Genomic DNA, 24,300 nt, shown 5'->3' on the forward strand with positions numbered 1-24,300 from the left:
CGTGCCAAAAAGCCCGGACCTTTAAGGGCCCGGGCTTTTTCTTGGAGAGGTTCGTCTCGTTTGTACGTTTTTATCTCAAATTAGAATATAACCAGCGATCCGATCATTGCGAAAACGATCAGTATGATGTTGTAGTGCAGAAAGGTCGGCACGCAGGTGTCCCATATGTGGTTGTGCTGTCCATCGGCGTTGAGCCCCGAGGTGGGCCCGAGGGTCGAGTCGGAGGCAGGAGACCCGGCGTCTCCAAGTGCCGCGGCCGCAGCTATGAGGCAGACCGTCGCGGCCGGAGAGAATCCCAGTTTTATGGCAAGAGGGCAGTAGATTGCGGCTATTACCGGAATGGTGCCGAAAGACGTTCCGATGCCCATCGTGACCAGAAGGCCGACTGTAAGCATGAGGAGGGCTCCGTAGGCTTTACTGCCTCCTACCATTCCCACGACGCTCTCGACCAGGAGATCGACCGCCTTGGTCTCCCTTATTACTGAGCCATAACCGGCCGCTACGAGCATGATTATGGCTATCATGCCCATTATTCCGAGCCCTCCGGACATGACCTCGTCCAGGTTCTTCCACTTAATTGCGCCGGTCGCGACCATTATACCCAGTGCTGCTACGGCGCCCAGGGGCAGAGAGCTTGTCTTTAGCTGGATGACGAAGGCTACTACGACGGCGACAAGGGTCATCCAGTGGGAGGTGGTCATGTGTTCAGGTATTTCCTTGACGTCCTCCAGACCGGCTACAGGTCTGTCCTCGTAGTCCCTGTCCTTGTTGTAGGATATAAATATGGCGACCAGAAGGCCTATGACCATTCCTGCTCCCAGGATCCAGGAGGAGTGCCATATGTCTCCGCTAGCCATGGTTATGCCGTTGGCGGTCATCTCCCTGGCGATGATTCCGTGGAAGATAAGTCCGAATCCTGCGGGAAGTGCGATGTAGGGAGCCTTGAGGCCGAAGGTCAAGGCACAGGCTACCGCCCTTCTGTCCTGCTTGAGTTTATTGAACAGTCCGAGCAGGGGCGGGATCAGTATGGGGATGAAGGCTATGTGGACCGGAATCAGGTTCTGAGAAAGACAGGCTACGCCGGCGATGATGAGGAGCAGCATGTGCTTTTTATCCTTGACCACCTTGGTCAGCTTGACGCTGAGAAGCGAGGCCACTCCGGTCTTGCTGATTGCTACCGCCAGGGCTCCGAGGAGGACATAGCTCAACGCCGTCTCGGAGTTACCGCCCATTCCACCTATGAGGACGCTCATGGTCTCGCCTATAGGTATTCCTGCGGTTAGCCCTGCCACCAGGGCGGCGATTATAAGCGCTAATATTACGTTTAGATTGAGAAGACACAGGACTATCATGGTGCTGACTGAAAGTACCACGGGATTGAGCAATAGCATGGTGACGTCCCCCTTAGTCTTTTTTTCTTTTTGAGACGAACCGTATAAGAGTCACCTTTTAGGTGTCTCGTTCCAACGTCATCGTGCCGTTCTTGGGTCTGTACTAGGCCAGTTCTCCCACTGCCTTCTCGACCGCTTCCACCAGGGCGCCGGATTTCACGACGGAGATGGCCTGGTCCATGAGGGGATAGAGGAATACGTCCTTTTCTATGTAGGGAACTTCCTCTCGGAATCTATCGTAGGCCGCCTTGGTTCCCTTTCCAGGAGTCAAAGGCTTGGAGAAGTCTATTCCCTGGCAGGCGGAGAGTATCTCTATTCCCAGGACCTTCTGGACGTTTTCCAGTATTCTGGTTCCCTTGAGGGAGGCCCAGTATCCCATTGATACGTGGTCTTCCTGGTTGGCCGAGGTGGGAATGGAGTCTACCGAAGCGGGATGGGCCAGTGTCTTGTTTTCCGACACCACCGCCGCCGCTGTGTACTGACTGATCATGAAGCCGCTGTTCACACCGCTGTCGGCGATTATAAAGGGAGGCAATCCGTTGGAGAGGCTCTTGTCCACCATCCTGGAGACCCTGCGCTCGGAGATGCTTCCGAGCTCGGCCACCGCTATGCCGAAGAAGTCCATCGGAAGGGCTATAGGTTGACCGTGGAAGTTGCCTCCGCTGATGACGTCCTCCGAATCGGGGAATATCAACGGGTTGTCCGTGACGGAGTTCATCTCCAGCTCGATGGTCTCCTTTATGAAGCGAAGGGCGTTTCTGCTGGCACCATGCACTATTGGGATACAGCGAAGCGAGTAGGCGTCCTGTACTCTCTCGTGTTTGAATTTCTCAATTATCTGGCTGTCCTGGATGAGTTTTCTGATGTTGGAGGCAACGTCGATCTGTCCCTGATGGGGTCGGATTGCGTGGGTTCTCTCGTCGAAAGCGTAGGGTACGCCGTGGAGGGCCTCCACCGAGAGGGCTCCTGCTATGTCGGCGGTCTTCGCTACTGTAAGGGCGTCCCAGAGGGCCAATGCTCCTAGACCGGTCAGGGCGGCGGTTCCGTTGTTGAGGGCCAGTCCCTCTTTAGGATGGAGGTGTATAGGCTTGAGTCCGGCCTTGCTCATAGCCTCCAGAGCGGACATGCGAACGCCTTTGTAGAAAACGTCTCCCTCTCCGAGCATCGAGACCGCTATGTGCGAGAGGGGGCAAAGGTCTCCACTGGCACCCACCGATCCCTGAGATGGAACGTGGGGGATGATGTCCAAGTTGAGGAAATTGACCATCTGGGTGAGAGTCTCCAAGGTGATGCCCGAATGTCCGGCGGTCAGTCCGTTGAGCCTGAGAAGCATGATGGCTCTGACGGTTTCAACTGGAAGAGGATCCCCTACTCCTACCGCATGGCTTCTCAGAAGGTTCTCCTGAAGAAGGGTGCATTTTTCTCTGTCGACGTTTACCGTAGCCAGATCTCCGAATCCGGTGGTGACACCGTATATTATCCTGTTGTCCTCCACCCATTTTTGGATCAGAGACGAGGCGTAGTTGACCTTTTTGATGGCCTCTTCCTCGATTTCTACGGCGTAACCGTTTCTTGCTACGTTGACAAGGTCCCTTAGGGTCAGGGAGTGACCGTTGATTTTAACGATATTGTTCATTTTGCTCATTGCCTCCCCCAAGTATTTGGTATAGTGGCCATTTTACAAAAAACAACACAACGAAGTGATCCACTTGAACCATTCTAGCATCTGTTTTTTCAAACTGTCAAACAAAACCTGAATTTACCCTACAATTTCATTGCATCGGTAGGTAGCTATCTAGATGTTGGGGTATCTCTCTACTGCGAGAGACGAATAGAGGGGCCGTTCTCCGTAGAGATATAAAGAGAGGGGCGATCGCAAATGCGATCGCCCCTCTCTTTATATCTCTATTAGCTATCTTTCCCAACGTCTCCGGCCTTGCGAAGGTTTGGTATTTCTTTCCTGATTTTGCGAAGATCCGTCCATGAGGCCCCATTTGGAGAGTTTGTTGGCTCCGTTGCCGTTCATTCTGTCTGCGGCGAGAGGTCCTAGCTCTACCTCCGTATGGTTGTCTCTCATGCGGATGTTACCGACCTCGTTTCTGTCCACGTCTAGGGCCTGACAAACGGTCGCGAGGATTCTTCCTACGGACCAATCCTGATCGATTCGTCCCTTCGACAGTTTTATGGATTGGGCTCTCCCACGGAAAGAGCTTCTATTGCCTCTGTTTTCGTTCCGTCTCGGGGATCTATTTCGGTCCCTCCCGGAGAAGCGGTCCCCTCTGTCCCTGCCAGAGCGGCGGTTTTCGAGCTCGTTTTGAAGGGATTTTCTGAGGTCGTAGCCGTTAGGTAACCCGTTGACGTAACTTTCCAGCAATCTGGCTACTAGGTCTCTCGGGGCCATCATGTCCAGAAGCTCATCCGCCCAGGCCTGGATCTCCTGATCCGGCTCGTCTCCGCCCAGAAGTGCGCTTTCCCTGAGTCCTCTCTGCGCTTTGGCTATTTCGGCCACATCGGGTACGTTGGCCCATTTAAGATCCATCGACGAAGCCCGGAGCATAGCCTTGAAACGGCCTTTCTCCCTGGGGGTCAGCACGAGGATGTTTCTGCCTTCCTGACCGGCTCTTCCGGTTCGACCGCTTCTGTGGACGAAGGTCTCCAGGTTGTCCGGCAGACCTATCTGTATGACGTGAGATACTCCCTGTACGTCAAGTCCTCTGGCTGCGACGTTGGTGGCCACCAGGTAGGGGATTCTTCCCTGCCGAAAGGCGTTCATGACGCTGTTTCTCTCCAGCTGACTCATGTCTCCGTGAAGGGCCGAGGCGGCGAACCCCTCTTCCTGAAGCCGCTCCATTGTCTCAACCGTTCCAGCCTTGGTGTGGCAGAAGATCAAGCCCATCTCGGGGTTTTCCCAAAGGAGTACGTTCACGAGTCCCTCCAGTCTTTTTCCGGAAGGGACAAGGTAGGCTCTGTGGGTTATATCCTCATGCTGGTCCTCGTCGTGGCATAGGGTTATCCAGCTGGGTGAGTCCAGGTATCTTTTTGTAAGGGAGGCAACTTCGTCCGGCATAGTAGCGGAAAAAAGCCATGTCCTGTGGGGATCGGGCAGGGTGTTGAGGATAGCCTCTATGTCGTCCCTAAAGCCCATATCCAACATGGTATCTCCTTCGTCTAGGACGATGGTCTGGATTGTGTCGGTCTTGAGGGTCCTTCTCCGTATGTGGTCCATCGTTCTGCCCGGAGTTCCGACTACGAGGGCCGAGCCTCTGCGGAGATCTTTTATCTGGCGCTCCATGTCCATGCCCCCGACCAGAGAGGCGGTGGTTATTCCCATGTATTTGCCTATCCATTCGGCTTCTCCGGCTATTTGCTGGGCCAACTCCCTGGTAGGTGACAGAACCAGTATCCTAGGGGTAGCTGTCTCTCGGGGCAGTTCGTTCAGAAGGGGAAGTAGGAAACCGAGGGTTTTCCCGCTTCCCGTACGGGCCTGTACGACCAGGTCTCCGTCTCTGTTTTCCGATTCCAGGACTTTTTCCTGTACCGGCATGGGCGAATCGAATCCCTTTGCGGCCAGTGCGTTCAGCAGTTCTTCTCTAAGTTCGTAGCGATCAAAAGCGGTTGCGGTTAAAGTGTTACCCATATCGTTCCTCCTCAGTGGGTCGATACGAAACGTCTTCGTCTTCACCACCGATGACAACAACGTTTCGCTTCCTCTCGACACATAAGGAAGCATTATCCTAGTGTGTCCTCCGATTGTCAAGGCGATTTGTAGCGATAGGACGTGTCTTTTTGCATCTTTCATATTAAAATGAACGAGTATGCCTAGGTTTAGGTTCGAAAGAGGTGATTTCATGAAGCGTTGGCTTGCAGGTGCCTGCAGGCTCCTGGGGACGGTTTACGTTCCGGAGGAGGTTATGGATCGTCCAGGGGAGTTTTTGTTGCATATATCCGACACCCCCTCCTCCCTTTTCTCCGATCTCAGGAGGATCATATCCAAGATCAGGCCGGCCTGGGTGGTCCATACAGGAGACCTGGTGGACCAGATAAAACTGGAGGTCTATCCCGCCCGTATCGAATGCTATAGAAATAAGCTCAGGATTCTGTCTAAAATTTTAGATGGAGCTGTGGCCAGAGGTGATTTTCAGGCCATGATATGTATGGGGAATCACGACGATCTTTATTCGGTTAAGGAGATGTTCCCTCATTGCCATATAGCGGAAGGTACCGGTTTTTTCTCCGCTTCCGGATGGAATTTCGTCGTTAGCCACTATTCCTGGAGGATTCCCGATCTTCCCGATATGGTCGGGCTATGCGGACACGATCTGTCCTATCCTTCCGGGGAGATTCGCTGTTTCAACGGCATAGAGGATATACATTTGTTTTCGTTGAAGACCGGAGGTGTTTACAGGATCCCCTATCCTGGATACATAGACGATCAGAGGCAACTTAAAAGAAGGATAGGTCTTTAGTCTGTTTTTCTTGTCGATCGAAGGAGGTATAGCGATGCTTTCCATAGTTAGAAGCGGTCCCAGGGTCGTGAGAATGGAGGGAAATGTCTCCGAGATACTTTGTTGGCTGGAAGGAGGGTTTTCCTTTTCGGAATCTCCCAAGGAGAGGGTGTTCGACGGTATCGGGGAGGACAGCACGGTCTTGGTCCTGGGAGAGAGAGGCTGCGAAAGGTATGTCGCGGTGGACAGCTTCCCCGACGTGATTTTGGCGGCCATGTTGACCGAAGGGGCCTGTTCGATGATCAAGTCGGTAAGACGGCTCCCTCGGTCGATCCTTTTCAGGGTTCACGGGGACTATCGACCGGTTATGGAGGAAATCGCCGAGGATTTCGGCGGACGGATATCGTCGTTGGAGTCGATATGGGATTGGGATTCCGACAGTGGGGTCATAATATCCTTTACGCCCAAGTCGCTTGCCAGACCCTTGACCATGGGCGACATGGAGAAGGACGTCGTCTTGGTCTCCATGCCTCACGAGACCCTTAGGACCAGGCTTCGTCGCAGGGCCATGTATCTTTTCAACAGGAGCATGGAAAAGGCCGAATGGAGACAGCTGGAGATAAGGATATACGACGCTTTCGGCAGGTACGGATTGCACGTGGAGCGTCTTACCAAAGCCTTGGACGATCTGGAGTTGGGGTTGCTTGTAGGCGAGGGATGGGGTAAGGATTACGCTCATATCCTTATGCCGGTGTCGGTCTATTGCATCAGACTTTTCTCCTTTTTCGACGCCAAGGTCGTGAAGAAGGCTCTGGTTGGTTTGGAATACGTCGAGGGAACCGATCGCTTCGCCGATTTCGATCTTTACGAGACGAAGAGAAAGATCAGCTGGACCGACGTGGTCGCCGGAGCCTACCCCGATAGAAATTCCATGGGAGCCGCCATGAGAGAGGAAGTAAGGGCGATGCTGGAGCCGGATCAGATAGAGGAGCTGGATCGCCTGGAAGCGAAGATACTGGCTTGCGCTGAACCGTCCAGGGGAGAGAAACGCTGGCATTGACTTTTGTGGTAAAGTTTACGTGAGGGATTTTTTGTTTTTATCGTTCAAATTGAGACAGAGAAGAGAGGTGTTTTTATGTCCTACGAGGTTTTAGCTATAAACCCCGGTTCTACCAGCACCAAGATAGCCTGGTTTGACGATGGTTCACAGAGGTGGTCCGAGACCGTTCGTCACGATGCGGATAGAATAGCCTCTTTCTCGAAGACCGCCGATCAATATCTTTTCCGTATGGAGACGATAGAAAAAGCGGTGAAGGCCAAGGGCAGTTCGCTGGACGACCTCAGTTGCGTGGTAGGCCGAGGAGGGATAATAGACCCCATTCCCGGTGGAACCTACGAGGTGGACCAGGCGCTTTTGGCGAGGTTGAGGAGCGGCAAGCCCTGGGACCATGCTTCGAACCTGGGAGGGATATTGGCCGATGCCATAGCTTCTTCTAGAGGTATTCCAGCTTTCATAGTGGACCCGGTCTCGGTGGACGAACTGGACGATCTGGCTCGTCTGAGTGGCTTGCCCGAGCTGCCGAGGGTTCCATTGAACCACGCGCTGAACGTCAAAGCCACGGTCCGAAGGGCAGCTAAGGACCTCGGCCTCGACTGGCAAAGCAGTAAGTACGTCGTGGTCCATATGGGAGGCGGAATGACGATCTGTGCCCATAGCGACGGCAAGTTGATCGACTTCAACAGCGGGAACGATTTCGGTCCTTTCTCTCCTGAAAGGGCCGGCGGCATGCCGGCGGGAGACCTGGTAGGACTCTGTTTCGGAGGAAAGATCCCTATGCCCGATCTCAAAAATCGGTTGGCTGGCAAGGGGGGGGTATTTGCCTATCTCGGCACCAGCGATATGAGGGAAGTCTCCGAGAGAGCGAGCTCCGGAGACGAGAAGGCGGAGCTCGTTCGAAATGCCATGTCGTTTCAGATGGCCGGAGCTATCGGCTCCATGGCGGCCGCTCTTTCGGGAGACGTGACGGCGATTCTCTTTACTGGTGGTATAGCTTATGATAGCGAGTTCGTCGCCTCCGTTCAAAGAAGGGTTCAATGGATAGCTCCCTGTCTCGTCTATCCCGGAGAGGGAGAGATGGAGGCCCTTGTGGAGGGGGCCTTGAGGGTGTTGAAGGGCGAGGAGAAAGCTAGGTCCTATGCAGATACGGTGAAAGGAGTTCTGTGATCTATCGTGAAAAATCTGGATTTTTTATTCGACGCTTGTACCGATTCGGGAGTGAAGAAGATCGCCGTGGCCTGTCCTTATGGAGAGGACACTTTGGAGGCCGTCTGTGAGGCCCAAAAGAGAGGTTTGGTCCAGGCGATCCTCGTGGGCGATTCCGATAGGATAAGGGCCAAGGCTTCCGAGCTTGGGCTTTCTCTGGACGGTTTCGAGATCGTGGAGGAATGTGACGATTATTCTGCCACGGAGAGGACGGTTAAGCTGGTCTCTTCCGGGAAGGCCGATCTCCTCATGAAGGGACTGGTCAAGACCGCCACTTTGCTTAAGGCGGTATTGAACAAGGAATGGGGACTTCGGTCCGGAGCTCTGTTGTCCCACCTGGTATTCGTAGAGGTTCCACCGTTGGGCAGGGTTTTAGGTATAACCGACGGCGGGATGAACATGTACCCGAATCTCAGCGCTAAGGCGGAAATCATAAAGAACGCCGTAGGATGCTATCATTCTCTCGGGGTCGAGTGCCCGAAGGTGGCGGTGCTTGCCGCTGTCGAGTCGGTTAATCCGGATATGACGGCCACCATAGACGCTGCCTCCCTTACAATGATGGCCGCCAGAGGACAGATCGAGGGATGTCTCGTCGACGGGCCTCTGGCTCTGGATAACGCGGTGAGCCCCGAGGCTGCCGCGATAAAGAAGATCGATTCTCCCGTGGCTGGAAAGGCCGATCTGCTGGTCGTACCCGACATAGAGGCGGGGAATCTGGTTGGAAAGACCGCCATGTTTCTGGCCGGTTGCAGGACGGCAGGGGTCATACTGGGAGCCAGGCGTCCTATCGTTATGACCAGCCGTTTCGACTCCATGGATACCAAGCTTCTTTCCATCGCTTTAGGAGCCGCGATTTCCTGAAGAATCTCTCGATACGGTGTATAATGTATGGAGGTTTAGTCTCTCGTTAGGTCCTGAATGTGGGGCAGAGAGACGTCATATCAAATATTTCAGAGGGGGCTTTTTTTCTCATGGAACAGCTTCGTTCGTTGAGTGCCTTGTTGGAGTACGCCAAGAAAATCGGTGCGGAGAAGGGCAAGAAAAAGATCAGCGTGGCCAAGGCCGACGATACCGGTCTTCTGACCGCGCTGGAAGAAGCCAGGGTTTCCGGCATAGCCGATTTCTATCTGGTGGGAGACGAGAAAGCTATAAAGGCGGCGGCCGAAAAGGTCGGAGTCGACGTGGCAAACTATGAGATCGTCGATGCCTGTAGCGAACCGGAGATAGCCCTCGAGGCGGTAAAGCTCGTTTCCTCCGGCAAGGCCGATGTCTACATGAAGGGACAGATCCACACGAACCATTTCCTTCGCGGTATGCTCAATAAAGAGGTCGGGCTGCGCAGAGGAAAGAACACCATCTCACACTGTTACTTCCATCAGGTAAAGGGATTCGACCGCATATTCTTCATCACCGACGCGGCCTTCAATATGTATCCCGACCTCTCCCAGAAAGCTCAGATCGTTCAGAACACGGTCAACCTCGCCAGGGCCTTCGGAGTGGAGTGCCCCAAGGTTGCGGTTCTCGCCGCGGTAGAGGTGGTAAATCCCGATATGCCAGCCACCCTGGACGCCTCCGCTTTGGCTCAGATGAACGCCAGAGGTCAGATCAAGAACTGCATCGTCGACGGTCCTTTTGCCCTGGACAACGCTGTGAGCGAGGAGTCGGCCAAGACGAAGGGCATCTCCTCTCCTGTGGCCGGCAAGGCCGATGTGTTCCTGGTTCCCAACATAGATGCGGGCAACATGCTGGCCAAGGCGATCGTCTACTTCTCGGAGAACGAAACCGCCGGAATGATCCTGGGAGCTGCCGCTCCCATCATCCTCACCAGCAGGGCCGACTCGCCCAGAGCCAAGCTGATGTCCATCGCCGCCGCCGTGGTTCATGCGGATTTCGGCAAGTAGTCGATCGTAATAACTATCGTTGAGGGGCCGCCAGTCGGCCCCTTTTCTCGATGTAGGGAGGTATTATCTGATGCTACTGTTGGCTATCAATCCCGGTTCTACCAGCACCAAGATAGCTCTGTTCGAGGACGGAACCCAGCTTTGGGACGACACCCAGAGATACGACTCCGACGTCATAGGTCGGTTCCCGTCGGTCGAAGCTCAGGAGAATTTTCGTCTTGAAGAGATCAAGAAGGCTTTGAAGGGGAGAGGCGCAGAAATCGCCGACCTGGATGGTGTGGTCGGAAGGGGAGGACTTCTTCGACCCATCCCCGGTGGTACATACAGGGTTAATGAGGCCATGATGGAGGACATGAAAGAGGCCAGATACGGTTCTCACGCAAGCAATCTCGGGGCGGCCCTCGCCAGGCGTCTAGCCGATGAGGCAGGTTGCCCCGATAACTCCTTCATCGTGGACCCTGTCGTGGTCGATGAATTGGTCGACGAGGCCAGACTGTCCGGTCTGCCCGAGATAGAGCGTCGTTCCATCTTTCACGCCCTCAACCAGAAGGCCATTGCCAGAACCGCCGCGGACGAGATGGGAAAAGCCTACGAGGACAGTTCCTTCGTGGTCGCCCATATGGGTGGAGGCATATCCGTCGGAGCCCACAGAGGAGGTCGGGTCATAGACGTCAATAACGCCCTGGACGGAGATGGCCCCTTCTCCCCGGAGAGGGCGGGAACTCTTCCCACCGGAGGGCTCGTAAAGCTCTGTTTCGGAGGAACCATGACGGAGAAGGATCTTCGCAAGAAACTGAGCGGAAAGGGCGGTCTAGTGGCTCATCTGGGTACCAACGATCTTCGGGAAGTCCAGAGGAGGATGGAGGATGGAGACGAGAAGGCCGGTCTCGTCTTCAGGACCATGGCCTATCAGGTGGCCAAGGAAATAGGTTCCAGAGCCGCTTCCCTGGAGGGAGATGTGGATGCCATATTGCTCACTGGAGGTCTGGCCTACTCGGATGTATTCGTAGATGAGATTCGACGCAGGGTCGCCTTCATAGCTCCGGTAAAGGTATATCCCGGTGAGGACGAGCTGAAGGCTTTGGCCGACGGTGCCTACAGGGTTATGTCCGGTAAGGAATCTCCCAAGGTTTACGAGAGATGAAAATAGCTCTTCTCGAGTCTCTGGGGATATCGGAAGAGTCTCTGGAAAGGCTGGCAGCCTCGCTTAAGAAGGATGGACACGATTTTTCGTCTTTCCCGAGGTCTGACGATCGAGACGAAAATATATCCAGGCTTTCCGGCGTGGATGTGGCTATGATAGCCAACATGCCCCTTCCCGGCGAGGTCATAGCCGGTGCCGATTCATTGAAGATGATCTCCGTAGCCTTCACCGGGTACGATCACGTCGATATGAAGGTCTGCACGGAAAGAGGCGTAGCTGTGTCCAACTGCGCCGGATATTCCACCGATTCCGTTGCGGAGTTGGCCTTGGGGCTGTCCGTAGCGGTATGTAGAAACATCCTACCCTGCGATCGCGCAGTCCGTGACGGTTCAACTAAAGCGGGGCTTCTGGGCAACGAGATAGCCGGCAAGACTGTGGGGATCGTCGGTACCGGGGCTATCGGCTGCAAAGTAGCGAAGATCTTCCGCGTTTTGGGGTGCTCGGTCCTGGCTTATAGTCGAACCGAGAGGGACGAACTCAAAGAGTTGGGAGTGAGCTACGTTACCCTGGAAGAACTTATGGTCTCCAGCGATATCGTGTCGATTCACGTTCCATGCAACGACGAGACCGTCGGTTTGATCGGAGAGGAAAAATTGGCTATGATGAAGCCCTCGGCAATACTGATCAATACCGCCAGAGGTCCTATAGTCGATAACGACCGATTGGCCGAGGCCCTAACCTCGGGGAGGCTCTCCGGAGCCGGAATAGACGTGTTCGACATGGAGCCACCTATCCCTAAGGATTATCCCCTGCTGAAAGCTCCCAACTGCGTTCTTACTCCTCACGTGGCCTTTGCCACTCCTGAGGCGTTGGAGAAGAGGGCTATTATGGCGTTCGATAATGTCTTCGCCTGGATCTCTGGTAGCCCTAGAAATCTGGTTTACTGAAAAAGCCGAGCCGGGAGCAGATGCTCCCGGCTCTATATTTCCTATCCCTCTATCGCTATTGTCTTTCCCTCTCCGCCAGTCTTAAGCTCGTCGACCTCTATTTTGAGAACTCCGTCGGTGTAGCTTGCCTGCACGGAATCGCAGTCTATCTCGGTCGGAAGAGTTATCATTCTGGCAAGGGATCCGTAGAACCTCTCGCTGTGAAGACAGTCCTCTTCGTCGTTGCAGCATTCCTTTCTCTGTGCCCTGACCTCGATTCTGTCCTTATAGACCTTGAGGTCGATGTCCTCTTTTGAGATTCCCGGAAGGTCCATCACCAACGTGATCTTTCCTTCCTTTCTATAAAGGTCCATGTTAGGGGCCAGTGATCTGTTCTCCTCTCCCCTGAATGTCTCGCCGAAATCCCTGAACATCGTCCTCATCGCATTGTCCATGAAGGAAAAGGGATCCATGACAGAACTTCCCGTGTTACGAGGAACCAAATACCGTCTCATATGATCCACCTCCATAAAATTATTTGACCTTAGTTGATCTTGATCTGTGCTTCTATTATATACGTCAGCATTAGTCAGGCAAGACCGATCTGGGCTTTATATTTAGGTTTAGGGAGAGACAGGATGTCTTATTTTTTGTTTTGAGCTTTTTTCGCAAAAAAACAGGAGGAACCACCTGGTTCCTCCTGTTTTTACGATTTTGTGGTTAGCTCAGTTAATAATTTTTGCTCTCCATAGCCATCCGAATACGATGGTAGCGATAACCCCGGCAATTTTCACTGTAAACATAGGCCATAAACAGGCAACTCCCACAACGAGGAATACCGCTCTCTGCCACTGGTGGATCCTGTGGTTGGTGTAGGCCAACATTGAGTACCCCATGGAGAACAGAGCTCCTATCCCTCCCAGGACGGAGATCACGTTGTTAGTCAATCCTGCGGAGAGCAGCAACCCCTGGTCGTAGCAGAATGCGAAGGGGATGATGAAGGCCAATATCCCCAGTTTCATAGCCTGGAAGCCCGTTTTGTTGGGGCTTGCGTCAGCTATGGAGCTCGCAGCATAGGCGGCCAGAGCTACCGGAGGGGTTATGTTCGATACTATGGCGAAATAGAACACGAACATATGGGCTGCCAGAGGGTCGAATCCCAGCTTAGCCAGGGCCGGAACCCCCAGGGCCGCGCCGAGTATATAGGCGCTGGTGGTGGGAAGTCCCATGCCGAGAACCAACGATACCAGTGCTATAAGGATGAGGGCTATGAAGGGTGCTCCGTTGGCGAGGGAGAATACCAGCCCTACGAACTTGAATCCTATCCCGGTCAGCGATACCGATCCGACCACCAGTCCGGCGGCGGCGCAGGCGATGCAGACCACCGGTATGTTCTTGGCTCCGGTGTAGACAGCGTCCAGGATCGCCTTGGGTCCCATCCGGGTCTCTTTGTTGGGCATCGAGACGAGCCAGGCCGCTCCTATGCCTATCACCGCGGCCAGCATGGGAGTGTAGCCAGTTAATAGCAGGTAGATTAACACGGCTATAGGAGACATCATGTACAGCTTCTTGATGACGACTTTTTTGTCCGGAAGATCCTCGGGAGAAAGCCCCTTCAAGTTGTTTTTAAGGGCTCCCAGATGGACCATAAGCAGAACCGCAGAGTAGTAGAGCAGGGCCGGAAGGACCGCCGCTATCATTATCGTGCGGAACTGTTCCCCAAGGAAGGAGGCCATTATGAAGGCTCCGGCCCCCATGATGGGAGGCATTATCTGTCCTCCGGTGCTGGCTACCGCCTCTACCGCTCCTGCGAAAAACGGCGGATAGCCGATTCTCTTCATGAGGGGGATCGTGAAGGTCCCCGTGCCGTAGACGTTAGCTACGGCAGCTCCGGAAATGGACCCGAAGAGAGCCGAGCTTACTACCGCTATCTTGGCCGGTCCTCCCGGGGAGGTTCCGGTAAATGCCTGAGCGAACTCCATGAAATAGGCTCCGACGCCGCTTTTTTCCAGGAATCCTCCGAAGATGAGGAATATCATGACGAAAGTGGCGGAGACGCCCAGGGGTATCGAGAATATTCCCTCGTCGATGAGATAAATCTGCTCTATGACCTCGTGGAAAGAGAAAGAAAGTCCCTTCATTATGCCCGGCATGTAATTCCCGTAGTACATATAGGCGGTGAAGAAGGCGGCGATGAGCGCCAGTGGCAGTCCGACCACCCTCCTGGTGGCCTCCAGCAACAGCACCGTCAACAGGGACCCCAATATAAGCTGTGCCGTGGTGACTGGGTCGACCTGTGCCATTCTGTAGGTTATGTCGGTGTAGTTTGCCATGATGTAGATTCCCGGTGCCAGGGAAGCTGCGGCAAGGATCCAGTCGTACCATGGTATGGAGTTATCGGTCAATTCCTGGCCCTCTTTTTTGCCTCCTATAGGATAGAGGATGAACGCCATAGGCAGGACCCAGGTCAGATGTATGGCTCGCTGAAGATAGGCTTCGTAGGTTCCGAAGAGAGCGGTGTAGAGGTGGAAAAAACCCATGGCCAAGACGTAAAGGTAGAACAGCTTGGCCGTGGTCCCTTGCAGTTTTCTCATATTGAAATCAACTCTCCTTAAGGGGATGTGTCTCTGTCAAACAAAAAGGCGGGCGACTGTTGTCACCCGCGATCTCGTATCGGTTTGTATCTCTCTTTACTGGACGCTTTTCCAGAACTTAGCGGCGCCAGGGTGAGCGGGAACTGCTGCTGGAACCGCCGATTCGGGGCTGAGCTCCTGCATATCCTTGACACTCTTTGCGAGAGTTTCCTTGTTCTGCCATATCAGTTCGGCGAGCTTGTAGGTCAGATCGTCGGATAGGTCGTTTCTAACGACGACACAGGTGTAGTCTCCAATGGTCTCCACCGGTTCGGTTACGGACTTGTATATGCCGGGCTCGATGGTGAAGGATACCGTCCCGAAGGCTTCTGTCATGGCCTGACGGGCTTTTTCGTCGACCGGAAGAATGACTATGTCGGTCTGGCTCTCTATCTGCATGACCACCGAGGCGACTCTGCCTACGGAGAAGGCGAAGCAGTCGATATGATTGTCCGCCAAAAGGTTGGAGCCGTCGGAATAGGAGGAGAATTCTACCTTTCCTCCCCAGTCGTTTATGGCTTTACGGTAGTTGATGCCGTATCCCTTGCTGAAGACGTTGCGAATGACGAATTCTGAAGACGTTCCAGGCTTCAAGGTAGCGAAACGGACTGGCAGCTTCTTCGCGACGATATCTCCCACCGTCTTTATTCCGTTTTCCTCTGCGAAGTCCTTCCGGACGATGAAGTAGGTATACTGGGTGTAAAGGTTGGCCAATACGGACACGTTGCTGAGAGGATCATTGAAGGGAGGTTCTCCGCCCTTGGTGGCTGCTCCCACCATCGAGGTGACCGAAAAGCCCATGTCGCCCTTCCCCCTGTCGGCGTTGACTATGTTGGAGACCCCGCCACCGGTTCCGCTGGTGGTTGGCAGTCCGTTCTTGCTCCACATATCGGAAAGAGATCCACCTAGGGCAAACCAGTTTCCCCCGGGAGGTCCTGCCATGAACCTGAGCTGTGCTGGATCCTCCGCCATGGCTGTTCCTACCGTGCCCACCATCAGTGCGAGAGCCATCAACGCTAAAAGAACTTTTTTCATCTTATCCCCTCCTTAGAATGTTTCGTTCCAATCCTTCCCCTGAGGGACGCTATATATGTACACTAGTTTACTATACTCTAAGCCTTGTCTCCCTGTCAATTCCAAGGGGTGAAGTTTGTTTTTTGTATTTGGTATACTAATCGAGGTGTGCTTGATTAGGTTGTATAATCCCGGGAGTACAGGAGGTGCCATATGGTCACGATCTACGGAGGAGCCGTCCCGGCTCCGGATTTACCCGATAGGCTAGTCGATGGAACCTCGATCAGGTTGCCCGGCGTCGGAAGAGTCACGGTATTGGTTTTTTTTAATGCCATGAGCGATGACGATCTCTCCGTCGTGGACGGACTGATGAGGCTCAGAGAGGAGGACAGGGATGCCATTGATCTGATAGGGATCCATTGTCCCCGTTTTCCTGCCGAAAAGGAGTCTCGTCGAATTCTGTCCATCCTCGATTGCGCAGGCATAGATTTTCCGGTTTACGACGATTCCAGGAAGACCATAAGGAAGGCCTACCTCATTAATAGGTGGCCCTCAACTGTGGTGGTGGATCCCACCGGTGCTTTGACCTGGGCCAGGGAGGGGATATTGCCTCCCGAGTTGGTCCGTCCCGTTTTAAAATCCATGGGGAGAACAGCTAGGGCAACAGGCGATCTTCGTCCCGGGGCACAGCAGAGGTTTGTCTGGAGCGGGCGGAGTTTTTTGCCCTTACGTCTGGCCGTAGAGGGAGATACCTTGGCCGTGTTGGACGGCAGGGAGAAAAGGCTTCTTTTAGCTCAGCTGGATTTCGATGGAAGATCGGCGGTGCTCAAAAGGTCTATTCCTATGGACCGTCCCGGATTTAGATCCTGTCCGACTGGGTTTTCGCTTGATTCTGAAAAAATTTACGTCGCCGACAGAGGGTCCGAGTCCGTTAGGATTTTCGATCGAAACGGAAGGGAGGTTGCCTCATATTCGGGGAAGTCTTCAAAGACCAATCTGGTAGGCCCCAGATCTTTCGGAGCGGTCAGAGACGTGGTTTGCCGTGACGATATGTTATATCTGGCATCCCCCGGCACGAGGCAGATCTGGGTTCAGTCCATGTCAGGAGGAGGGGCGAGACCCTTCGCGGGAAACGGAGGAGGAGGGATGGACGACGGTCCTCCTCTCACGGCGACGATGGGACAACCGGAGGTATTGCTGTCCTACGGTAATTTGCTTTTCTTCAGCGATAGCGGATCTTCCTCTATAAGGTGTATCGATCCCTCTACGGGAAAAGTTACGACCTTGATAGGGGAGGGACCCTCTCTTTACGGATGTAGGGACGGAATCGCCTCGAAAGCCTTACTACAGAGGCCGTTGGGGATGTGTCTATCCGGAGGCTCCCTTTATATAGCCGATAGCTACAACGACAGGATTAGGGCCCTGGACGTAAGATCTATGGAGGTCTCGACCGTATACGGTGACAGAAGATGGCAGAGGCTTTTCTCTCCGTCGGACGTGGCGATCAGAGACGGTACTGTGTATGTGGCCGATCTCGGCAACGGCCGGGTGGTTGCTTTCGACGAACGTAGAGGAGAACCGGAGGTCCTTAGGATATCCGGTCTATCCTGATGGCGGATTTTTTTAAGGAGTTGATCGAATGGCATCCGATAGCAGGTCTATCCCGGTCAGGTCGGAGATAGACGAAAGTTATAAGTGGGATTTGAGCTCTATATACGGTGGAATCGAGGAGTGGGAAAACGCTTGGCGAGAGGTCTTTGAGTCTGTAGATACTCTGGAATCGTTCTCAGGGAAGTTGGGAGACGGGGCGTCCTGTCTTTTGGGGTGTCTTAAGGAGATAGATAGAGTTAGCCTGGAGCTGGGAAGGGTTTTCGTCTATGCCACGATGAAAAGCCACGAGGATGCATCCGATGGAGAGGCGAAAGCCATGGCCGATAGGGCTATGGCACTCAACGTCAGGGTCTCTACCGCGTTGGCTTACGTGCTTCCCGAGATCCTCGGGATCGAGGAGTCGAGACTTGCCTCGTTTTTCGACGACTTGCCCGAGTTGGAGATGTACAGATACCATATAGAACAGATAATCCGTAAGAAGGCTCACGTGTTGAGCGCCAGGGAGGAGGAACTCCTCTCGGGAATGGGCGAGATAGCCAATGCTCCGGAGCTTATCTTCTCGATGCTCACCAACGGAGATATGAAATTTCCCTCGATCCGGGACGAGAGGGGGGAGGCCGTCGAGCTTTCGGAGGAGCGCTATTATCGTCTTATAAGGTCCAAGGACCGTCCCGTCAGGGAGAGGGCCTTTAAGGGGATCCACGATACCTACGAGAGCTTTCGAAATACCTTGGCTGCCTCGTTCGGATCTGCCGTCAAGGAGAGCGTCTTCGATGCCAGGGTGCACCGGTACGGATCGAGTCGGGAGGCCGCGTTGGACGGGGGCGATATTCCCCTGTCGGTTTACGATAATCTCATAAAGGCCGTCAGAGAGGGGCTGCCTCTGTTGCACGACTATGTATCGCTGCGAAAGAGCTCTCTAGGGTTGGACGAGCTTCATATGTACGACCTTTACGTTCCCATAGTGGAGGAACCGGAGGAGGATATATCCTGGGAAGACGCCAAGAAGACGGTGCTGGCCGGGCTGTCTCCTTTGGGGGATGGCTATCTGGACGTTTTGAAAGAGGGGTTCGATGGACGATGGGTAGATGTCTACGAGAGCCAGGGGAAGAGAAAGGGAGCTTATTCCTGGGGTAGTTACGGGACCAACCCCTTCGTGTTGCTCAACTACAACGGCACCCTAAGGGACGTGTTCACCCTTGCTCACGAGATGGGGCATGCCCTGCATTCCTGGCACTCCCATAAGTTCCAGCCCCCTGTTTACGGCGATTACACCATATTCGTCGCCGAGGTAGCCTCCACCACCAACGAGGTGTTGCTTATGGAGCATATGTTGGAGAACAGGCCTAAGGATAGGCCTTTCCTCTTGAACTATTACCTGGAACAGGTTCGCACGACGGTGTTCAGGCAGACTATGTTCGCCGAGTTCGAGCTGAAGGTACACGGCATGGCGGAGGAAGGGACCCCCTTGACGCCGGAGATTTTGTCTTCCATCTGGGGGGATCTAAACAGGGATTATTACGGCCCCGATATAGTGGTGGACAAGGGGATAGAGGTCGAGTGGGCCAGAATCCCTCACTTTTACTCTCCCTTCTACGTATATCAGTACGCTACTGGCTATTCGGCGGCCACCGCCTTGGCCGAGGGGATCCTTACCGGAGGAGAATCGGCGCGAGATAGATACATAGATTTTTTGAAGGGCGGAAGCTCCAAGAGTTCCATAGATCTGCTAAGAGGGGCCGGAGTTGATATGACCAGCCCCGATCCTGTCCGTTCGGCCTTGAGGCTTTTTGGAGAGAAAATAGAGGAATTAAGGGAGATTACGGGATAAGATAGGCCCGTTCGAGTTTTCCTCGAACGGGCCTATTCTTTAAAGTTGTCCGGTGGCGGAGAGAACTCCCTGGGCTATGAGAGCCGATCCGATATATGTTCCCACGAAGACGAATATGGCGACAACTACGATCCGCCAGCCGGTTTTCTTCAGCATGTCCAGGTCCTTGCCGATGGATAGTCCGGCATAGGCCAGAATGGGGGTCGTCAGGGACAGAAAACTGACCTTGCCTACCCAGGCGCTGAGCTGGGCCGAACCAGGGAATCCGGGGTATGTCACGATGCAGCCTATCAGGACGATCCAGGCCACGTTGGGTATATTTCCCGGGACGACGTTTCTCATTATCACTCCCGCTACGCAAAGGGCTAAAAGAAATATCATTCCCGGGAGGGATTCGATTATGCCGTTGTGGAAGCCTACCAGGTTGCCGACGAGGCTCATTACGGCAACTATTAGCAATACAGCTATGGTTTCGGAGATCTTCATCCTATTCGTCCCCCTTCCTGACGAATCGTTCCGGAGCAGTTCCGTATTTGACTTTATAGGTTGCCCTGTACAGCCATTCCGACATGGGGAGTGCCATCCAGAGGGACATATAGAGTCCGTCCAGTCCGGAGAGCATGTTGCTTGCCGCTCCTAATGCCTGTAGTTCTCCGGCTATGTCGGGGAACATGGCCGACAGAGATCCTACAGACGCGGTCATCATGCTGGCGCTTCCAACGCCTGACGCCATCGCCAGTGCCTTGGGGCTGATGGGCAGATAGGCGGCGGCTGTGGTGGCCATCAAACCGTAGAAGATGGTTCCGAAAACGGTGCCGCATATATATACTCCCATGACTCCCTGTCCCTCCGGACCGTCCAGGCCGTAGATATCCCCTATAAGGGCTACGTTAGGCTCTCTGGCCACGGAGTGGGCCGCTCCGATGGCCTCTCTTTTGAGCCCGAGGAACACGGCCAGGGGAATCCCCAGCATCAAGGTCGCCAGGTTGCCGAACTCCTGAAGAATAAGGGCTGGACCGGACTTGATTATGGCAGGAAGGTTCGGACCTACCAAGGTGCCGTATCTCGCCATCAGGAGCATCAAGGTTACTCCGACTAGGCTTCCAGCGTCGACCATGTCCTTTTGCTTGACCGCCTTCAGAAACTTGGGGCCCATGAGAGAGCCTATGATAAGAGCGTAGAGCATCGGCAGCAGTACCAGTGTTCCTGGGCCTATCTTAAAAGAGTGAATACCTATAAATTCGCTTACCACGACCAATATCAGCACGATGACGTGGATTTTGACGTTCTTTATGCCGTCCTTCAACTTTGTCCCTCCTCGATCGATTCCACTCAGGGATCCTTCGTCAGGAGAAGTATCCCTGCAACGTTTCCAGATATTCCTGCTTGGTCATCAAAGGTCTATATCCGTCCAGTAGATCCCTCCCTTTCGTAGCTCCGTTTGCCAGTAAATCGACTATGGTCATGGCCATTATCTTGGCTGGCAGTATCACCGCCGCCTGATAGTCGTGAACGGTAAAGTCCTTGGAGTGAAGAGCTCCGGACACTCCGCCTGTGTAGGGGTGTATGGCCGGCATTATGTGGCATATGTCTCCCATGTCGGTGGAAGCGTTGAAGTGACCTACCCTCAGGATTTTCGAATCGGGCAAGACGGATCCGGCGTTTCGAGCGAATATGTCGTTAAGTCTGTGGTCGCAGGCCAGGGGTAGGTATCCCGGTATTGTGTTTATCTCGGTCTGGGCTCCTACAGCGTCGCCTCCGGCCCTCAGGGCTCTGTCGAACTTTCCGTGAGTGTCGTCTATGCTCTTCAACGTCTTGCCTCTTACGTAGGCTTCCATGCGAACGTCCGCCGGGACGCTGTTGACGGTGTCTCCTCCCTTGGTGATAATGAAATGGAGCCTGACGTGGTCGTCGTCTCTGAAGGTCTCTCTCATGGCGTGAGCTCCGTTTATTCCCAGCACCGCGGCGTTGAGGGCGTTTATGCCCTCGTCGGGAGCGGCGGCGGCGTGGGTGGCCTTTCCCAGGTATCTTATCGTCTTGGCCACGAAGCCGTTTCCGGTCTCTCCTATTCCGACGGAGGGCTCGGGCATATCCGTTCCGGCATGGACCATCATGGCCATGTCTATATCGTCGAATGCTCCTATCCTGATAAGTTCCTGCTTGCCTCCTAGAAAGCCTATTTCCCCTCTGGCTCTCATGTCGCTTCTTTCGCCTATCTCGATGAACTCTTCGGCGGGGACTGCGAAGAAGGTGACGTTACCACCTAGATGTCGGGGCACGTCGGATCCGGCGAAACCGGAGGCTATGGCCATAAGGGTACCTATCTGAAGATGATGCCCGCAGGTGTGGCTGGCGCCGGTCTCCCGGTTCGCCTTAGGGCTGTCGGAACAGATTATTCCGTCCAATTCCCCTAAAACGGCTACGTTGGGTCCTGAGGAGTCTTTCTTGAGTTTGGCTTTTACCCCGGTTCCGGCCAGCCTTTCCATCGGGTTTAGGTTCAGCCCTCTCATGAAATCGGTCACCTTGACGGAGGTCTTGTATTCTTTGAATCCCAGCTCCGGTTCCATCTCTATGTCCCTTGCCAGGGATATGACTTTCTCTGCACCACTGTCTATAGCTTCGCATATCGATCTTTTTATGGATTTCAGTTCCAAGAGAGATCCCTCCTTTTTTCTCGCAGGCTCTGGCTTTTCTGCGTCGACGTGCAATACTATAGCACACTGAAGCGAAGGTGTATCCATAAAAGGCTGAAAAACTAGTCGATTTTGTCGCTAATGTAAAGGGAGATTTTGTTTTTTTATAGTAGACCTCAAGAACTTCAATAATCGATCTCTTCTTGTCCTATAGGCTTTTTGTTATAATAGACGAAAGTCTGTCGAGGAGTTTGTTCAGAATAGCTTTGCCTTGACGGTGAAAGGTGGGTTTTTAATGACTATCGATGGAGCAGAGGTTATACGTCAGGTGGATCCGGAGATATCCGAGATTATCTGTGAGGAAGCTCGTCGTCAGGAAAGACAGATAGAGCTTATCGCCTCGGAGAATTTCGTCTCCCCTGCGGTACTGGCCGCCATGGGGTCGGTTCTTACGAACAAGTACGCAGAGGGATACCCCGATAAGAGGTACTACGGAGGTTGCGAGGTCGTCGATAAGGCGGAAAAGCTGGCCATAGAGAGGGCCAAGGAGCTTTTCGGTTGCGATCACGTGAACGTTCAGCCCCATTCGGGGAGCCAGGCCAACATGGGCGTCTATTTCTCCGTGCTGGAGCCGGGGGATACGATTCTCGCCATGAACCTGTCCCACGGCGGTCACCTCACTCATGGTTCACCGGTGAACTTCTCCGGCAAGCTTTACAACGTGATACCCTACGGAGTCGACAAGGAAACCGAGACCATCGATTTCGACGAGGTCCGCCGTCTGGCCAAAGAACACAACCCGAAGATGATCGTCTGCGGTGCCAGTGCCTATCCCAGGGAGATCGACGCGGAGAAGTTTCGTGAGATTGCCGACGAGGTAGGAGCCTATCTCATGTTCGATATCGCCCATATAGCCGGGTTGATAGCTGCGGGATACCACAAGGATCCGGTTCCCTTCTGTGATTTCGTGACCACCACGACCCATAAGACCCTCAGGGGGCCCAGGGGCGGTATGATAATGTGTAAGGCCGAACACGCCAAGAAGATCGATTCGGCGATCTTCCCGGGGATGCAGGGTGGTCCTCTGATGCACGTGATAGCTTCCAAGGCGGTGTCTTTCGCCGAGGCTTTGAAGCCGGATTTCAAGGATTATCAGAGGCGAGTTGTCGAGAACGCCTCAATTCTCGCGAAGGAATTGAAAAAACGTGATTTTCATCTCGTCTCCGGCGGAACCGACAACCATCTCCTGCTTTTGAACCTCACCAGTAAGGGAGTAACGGGAAAAGCCGCCCAGTTGGCACTTGACGAGGCGGGGATAACGGTGAACAAGAACACGGTTCCTTTCGAGACTCTCAGTCCCTTCGTTACCAGCGGAGTAAGGGTGGGGACTCCGGCGGTTACCACCAGGGGGTTCGGCCCGGACGAGATGGTAAAGATCGCCGATTGGATAGATAGGGTGATCTCCGATGTCGAAAACCCCTCCAATCTGGAGGCGGTAAGAGCTGAGGTTCTAGATCTCTGCGGATCTAAGCCCCTCTATCCGGGGCTCTGTAAATAGGATATAGGTCAGGTTAAAAGGGGGGAGCCGGAGCGAGTTTTCCGGTTCCCCCTTGGCTATGGTACACTATGGCCCGGTGTTAAGAGGCCCCTTTCGGGCATGCTGAAAAGGTGGTTATGACGATGTCGAAAATAGCCTGTATGATGGGAGCAGGCGCTTTGGGAGCTCTCTGCCGGTATGGTCTGGGAGGGTGGGTTCAGGAACGTTTCGGAGGAACCTTTCCTCTGGGGACAATGGCTGTTAACGTTATAGGGTGTCTGATCTTCGGGTTTCTGTGGACCTTGGCCAACGAACGTTATCTTCTGTCCGGACCTCTAGCCTTTATGGTCTTGACCGGTTTCGTTGGATCCTTCACGACCTTTTCAACCATGACTTTCGAGGGGTTCCGGTTGTTATCTTCCTCCGCCGTCGGTGTGGCCCTTTTCTATCTTTTTGGAAGTCAGCTCCTGGGCATCGGTGCCGCTTGGGGCGGCGTAGTCCTGGCTAGGTTGCTCTGAGGAGGTTTGGAGATATGGTTGTTCGACACGAAGAATGGGAGCGTTTTAGAATCTATATCGGCGAGAGCGATTGTCGAAACGGTCGCCCTCTGTATAAGTATCTTCTCGAGGAAGCTAGGCGAAGAGGTCTGGCAGGGGCCACCGTCTTCAAGGGACTCGCCGGTTTCGGAGCTGGATCCAAAATTCACTTTGCCGAGGTCCTCCGTATTTCCGAAGACCTTCCCATAATAATAGATATAGTCGACACCCCGGAAAAACTGGATGATTTCGCGTCCTTTTTGGACGAGGCTATGGATGGAGGAATGGTGTTACGGGAGTCGGTTCACGTGGATTTTTACCGTCCCTCTAATGTTTGATGAAAAATCATGGAGGCCTGAGGTCTGTTAATTAATAAGCGTTCCTTTCTGTATCTCTCCATTGATGGATAGAAGGGGTTTTCGGGGGGAACCGGGA

At 53.8% G+C, this 24,300-nt stretch carries 21 protein-coding genes; 12 read left to right on the forward strand and 9 right to left on the reverse strand.

All coding sequences use genetic code 11. From position 1 onward, the window contains the following. Positions 1 to 80 precede the first annotated feature (80 nt). From DPEP_RS07840 to DPEP_RS07850, 3 genes are all read right to left on the reverse strand, one after another. Positions 81 to 1,391 carry a Na+/H+ antiporter family protein gene (locus DPEP_RS07840; RefSeq protein ID WP_005661066.1) on the reverse strand — a complete coding sequence of 437 codons (1,311 nt, stop codon included), beginning with the start codon at positions 1,389 to 1,391 and terminating at the stop codon, positions 81 to 83. Positions 1,392 to 1,494: 103 nt separating this feature from the next. Then, positions 1,495 to 3,027 carry a histidine ammonia-lyase gene (gene hutH / locus DPEP_RS07845; RefSeq protein ID WP_005661068.1) on the reverse strand — a complete coding sequence of 511 codons (1,533 nt, stop codon included), beginning with the start codon at positions 3,025 to 3,027 and terminating at the stop codon, positions 1,495 to 1,497. 276 nt (positions 3,028 to 3,303) lie between these two features. Beyond that, a complete protein-coding gene (locus tag DPEP_RS07850; RefSeq protein WP_005661070.1) occupies positions 3,304 to 5,028 on the reverse strand; it encodes a DEAD/DEAH box helicase in 1,725 nt (574 codons plus the stop codon). A gap of 211 nt (positions 5,029 to 5,239) precedes the next feature. Here DPEP_RS07850 and DPEP_RS07855 point away from each other — a divergent pair, with 211 nt between their 5' ends. From DPEP_RS07855 to DPEP_RS07885, 7 genes are all read left to right on the forward strand, one after another. Then, positions 5,240 to 5,857 carry a metallophosphoesterase gene (locus DPEP_RS07855; RefSeq protein WP_005661071.1) on the forward strand — a complete coding sequence of 206 codons (618 nt, stop codon included), beginning with the start codon at positions 5,240 to 5,242 and terminating at the stop codon, positions 5,855 to 5,857. A gap of 34 nt (positions 5,858 to 5,891) precedes the next feature. Continuing rightward, positions 5,892 to 6,896: a hypothetical protein gene (locus DPEP_RS07860; RefSeq protein ID WP_005661073.1), complete on the forward strand. Its 1,005-nt coding sequence runs from the start codon at positions 5,892 to 5,894 to the stop codon at positions 6,894 to 6,896. A gap of 75 nt (positions 6,897 to 6,971) precedes the next feature. Next, the gene (gene buk / locus DPEP_RS07865; RefSeq protein WP_005661075.1) at positions 6,972 to 8,060 is read left to right on the forward strand and encodes a butyrate kinase; all 1,089 of its coding nucleotides are present in this window, start codon (positions 6,972 to 6,974) and stop codon (positions 8,058 to 8,060) included. 6 nt (positions 8,061 to 8,066) lie between these two features. Continuing rightward, complete coding sequence (locus DPEP_RS07870) at positions 8,067 to 8,960, forward strand: bifunctional enoyl-CoA hydratase/phosphate acetyltransferase (RefSeq protein ID WP_005661076.1); 894 nt, start codon at positions 8,067 to 8,069, stop codon at positions 8,958 to 8,960. 110 nt (positions 8,961 to 9,070) lie between these two features. Beyond that, on the forward strand, positions 9,071 to 10,000 hold the full coding sequence (locus DPEP_RS07875; RefSeq protein ID WP_005661078.1) for a bifunctional enoyl-CoA hydratase/phosphate acetyltransferase: 930 nt from the start codon (positions 9,071 to 9,073) through the stop codon (positions 9,998 to 10,000). Between the two features lie 70 nt (positions 10,001 to 10,070). Next, positions 10,071 to 11,144 (forward strand): butyrate kinase, encoded by a 1,074-nt coding sequence (gene buk, locus DPEP_RS07880; RefSeq protein ID WP_005661081.1) that lies wholly within the window; start codon positions 10,071 to 10,073, stop codon positions 11,142 to 11,144. Beyond that, positions 11,141 to 12,091, forward strand: a complete 951-nt coding sequence (locus DPEP_RS07885) for a 2-hydroxyacid dehydrogenase (RefSeq protein ID WP_005661082.1) — start codon at positions 11,141 to 11,143, stop codon at positions 12,089 to 12,091. Before buk (DPEP_RS07880) ends, DPEP_RS07885 begins: the two co-directional genes overlap by 4 nt. Before the next feature lie 41 nt (positions 12,092 to 12,132). On the opposite strand, the gene DPEP_RS07890 is transcribed toward DPEP_RS07885, so the two are convergent. From DPEP_RS07890 to DPEP_RS07900, 3 genes are all read right to left on the reverse strand, one after another. Then, positions 12,133 to 12,585, reverse strand: a complete 453-nt coding sequence (locus DPEP_RS07890) for an Hsp20 family protein (RefSeq protein ID WP_005661085.1) — start codon at positions 12,583 to 12,585, stop codon at positions 12,133 to 12,135. 210 nt (positions 12,586 to 12,795) lie between these two features. After that, positions 12,796 to 14,664, reverse strand: coding sequence for a TRAP transporter permease (locus DPEP_RS07895; protein ID WP_005661086.1), 1,869 nt, complete (start codon positions 14,662 to 14,664; stop codon positions 12,796 to 12,798). Positions 14,665 to 14,760: 96 nt separating this feature from the next. Next, positions 14,761 to 15,738, reverse strand: a complete 978-nt coding sequence (locus DPEP_RS07900; RefSeq protein ID WP_005661090.1) for a TAXI family TRAP transporter solute-binding subunit — start codon at positions 15,736 to 15,738, stop codon at positions 14,761 to 14,763. A 192-nt stretch (positions 15,739 to 15,930) separates the two neighbouring features. On the opposite strand from DPEP_RS07900, the gene DPEP_RS07905 reads away from it, so the two are divergent. Continuing rightward, on the forward strand, positions 15,931 to 17,328 hold the full coding sequence (locus DPEP_RS07905) for a PQQ-binding-like beta-propeller repeat protein (RefSeq protein WP_005661092.1): 1,398 nt from the start codon (positions 15,931 to 15,933) through the stop codon (positions 17,326 to 17,328). Positions 17,329 to 17,356: 28 nt separating this feature from the next. Then, entirely contained in the window at positions 17,357 to 19,159 is a 1,803-nt protein-coding gene (gene pepF, locus DPEP_RS07910; RefSeq protein WP_005661094.1) for an oligoendopeptidase F, read from the forward strand. Positions 19,160 to 19,198: 39 nt separating this feature from the next. Here the strand turns inward: pepF and DPEP_RS07915 are convergent, their stop codons facing one another. The 3 genes from DPEP_RS07915 to DPEP_RS07925 are packed head-to-tail and all read right to left on the reverse strand — an operon-like array spanning position 19,199 to position 21,813. Beyond that, positions 19,199 to 19,645, reverse strand: coding sequence for a hypothetical protein (locus DPEP_RS07915; RefSeq protein WP_005661096.1), 447 nt, complete (start codon positions 19,643 to 19,645; stop codon positions 19,199 to 19,201). 1 nt (position 19,646) lies between these two features. After that, the gene (locus tag DPEP_RS07920) at positions 19,647 to 20,465 is read right to left on the reverse strand and encodes a DUF3100 domain-containing protein (protein ID WP_005661098.1); all 819 of its coding nucleotides are present in this window, start codon (positions 20,463 to 20,465) and stop codon (positions 19,647 to 19,649) included. A 40-nt stretch (positions 20,466 to 20,505) separates the two neighbouring features. Then, a complete protein-coding gene (locus DPEP_RS07925) occupies positions 20,506 to 21,813 on the reverse strand; it encodes a M20/M25/M40 family metallo-hydrolase (RefSeq protein ID WP_005661099.1) in 1,308 nt (435 codons plus the stop codon). Positions 21,814 to 22,087: 274 nt separating this feature from the next. Between DPEP_RS07925 and DPEP_RS07930 the strand changes: the two genes are divergently transcribed. The 3 genes from DPEP_RS07930 (at position 22,088) to DPEP_RS07940 (ending at position 24,203) form a co-directional block, all read left to right on the forward strand. Continuing rightward, complete coding sequence (locus DPEP_RS07930; RefSeq protein ID WP_005661101.1) at positions 22,088 to 23,350, forward strand: serine hydroxymethyltransferase; 1,263 nt, start codon at positions 22,088 to 22,090, stop codon at positions 23,348 to 23,350. 122 nt (positions 23,351 to 23,472) lie between these two features. Beyond that, positions 23,473 to 23,847 (forward strand): fluoride efflux transporter FluC, encoded by a 375-nt coding sequence (locus DPEP_RS07935; protein WP_005661104.1) that lies wholly within the window; start codon positions 23,473 to 23,475, stop codon positions 23,845 to 23,847. Between the two features lie 14 nt (positions 23,848 to 23,861). Continuing rightward, positions 23,862 to 24,203: a DUF190 domain-containing protein gene (locus DPEP_RS07940; protein ID WP_005661105.1), complete on the forward strand. Its 342-nt coding sequence runs from the start codon at positions 23,862 to 23,864 to the stop codon at positions 24,201 to 24,203. Positions 24,204 to 24,300 lie beyond the last annotated feature (97 nt).

It is taken from the genome of Dethiosulfovibrio peptidovorans DSM 11002, from assembly GCF_000172975.1.
Taxonomy (GTDB): domain Bacteria; phylum Synergistota; class Synergistia; order Synergistales; family Dethiosulfovibrionaceae; genus Dethiosulfovibrio; species Dethiosulfovibrio peptidovorans.

Excerpts from the sequence above, each read along its gene's own strand:
- DPEP_RS07840 (WP_005661066.1), bottom strand. The coding sequence starts at position 1,391 with ATGCTATTGCTCAATCCCGTGGTACTTTCAGTCAGCACCATGATAGTC.
- hutH (WP_005661068.1), bottom strand. The coding sequence starts at position 3,027 with ATGAACAATATCGTTAAAATCAACGGTCACTCCCTGACCCTAAGGGAC.
- DPEP_RS07850 (WP_005661070.1), bottom strand. The coding sequence starts at position 5,028 with ATGGGTAACACTTTAACCGCAACCGCTTTTGATCGCTACGAACTTAGA.
- DPEP_RS07855 (WP_005661071.1), top strand. The coding sequence starts at position 5,240 with ATGAAGCGTTGGCTTGCAGGTGCCTGCAGGCTCCTGGGGACGGTTTAC.
- DPEP_RS07860 (WP_005661073.1), top strand. The coding sequence starts at position 5,892 with ATGCTTTCCATAGTTAGAAGCGGTCCCAGGGTCGTGAGAATGGAGGGA.
- buk (WP_005661075.1), top strand. The coding sequence starts at position 6,972 with ATGTCCTACGAGGTTTTAGCTATAAACCCCGGTTCTACCAGCACCAAG.
- DPEP_RS07875 (WP_005661078.1), top strand. The coding sequence starts at position 9,071 with ATGGAACAGCTTCGTTCGTTGAGTGCCTTGTTGGAGTACGCCAAGAAA.
- buk (WP_005661081.1), top strand. The coding sequence starts at position 10,071 with ATGCTACTGTTGGCTATCAATCCCGGTTCTACCAGCACCAAGATAGCT.
- DPEP_RS07885 (WP_005661082.1), top strand. The coding sequence starts at position 11,141 with ATGAAAATAGCTCTTCTCGAGTCTCTGGGGATATCGGAAGAGTCTCTG.
- DPEP_RS07890 (WP_005661085.1), bottom strand. The coding sequence starts at position 12,585 with ATGAGACGGTATTTGGTTCCTCGTAACACGGGAAGTTCTGTCATGGAT.
- DPEP_RS07895 (WP_005661086.1), bottom strand. The coding sequence starts at position 14,664 with ATGAGAAAACTGCAAGGGACCACGGCCAAGCTGTTCTACCTTTACGTC.
- DPEP_RS07900 (WP_005661090.1), bottom strand. The coding sequence starts at position 15,738 with ATGAAAAAAGTTCTTTTAGCGTTGATGGCTCTCGCACTGATGGTGGGC.
- DPEP_RS07905 (WP_005661092.1), top strand. The coding sequence starts at position 15,931 with ATGGTCACGATCTACGGAGGAGCCGTCCCGGCTCCGGATTTACCCGAT.
- pepF (WP_005661094.1), top strand. The coding sequence starts at position 17,357 with ATGGCATCCGATAGCAGGTCTATCCCGGTCAGGTCGGAGATAGACGAA.
- DPEP_RS07915 (WP_005661096.1), bottom strand. The coding sequence starts at position 19,645 with ATGAAGATCTCCGAAACCATAGCTGTATTGCTAATAGTTGCCGTAATG.
- DPEP_RS07930 (WP_005661101.1), top strand. The coding sequence starts at position 22,088 with ATGACTATCGATGGAGCAGAGGTTATACGTCAGGTGGATCCGGAGATA.
- DPEP_RS07935 (WP_005661104.1), top strand. The coding sequence starts at position 23,473 with ATGTCGAAAATAGCCTGTATGATGGGAGCAGGCGCTTTGGGAGCTCTC.
- DPEP_RS07940 (WP_005661105.1), top strand. The coding sequence starts at position 23,862 with ATGGTTGTTCGACACGAAGAATGGGAGCGTTTTAGAATCTATATCGGC.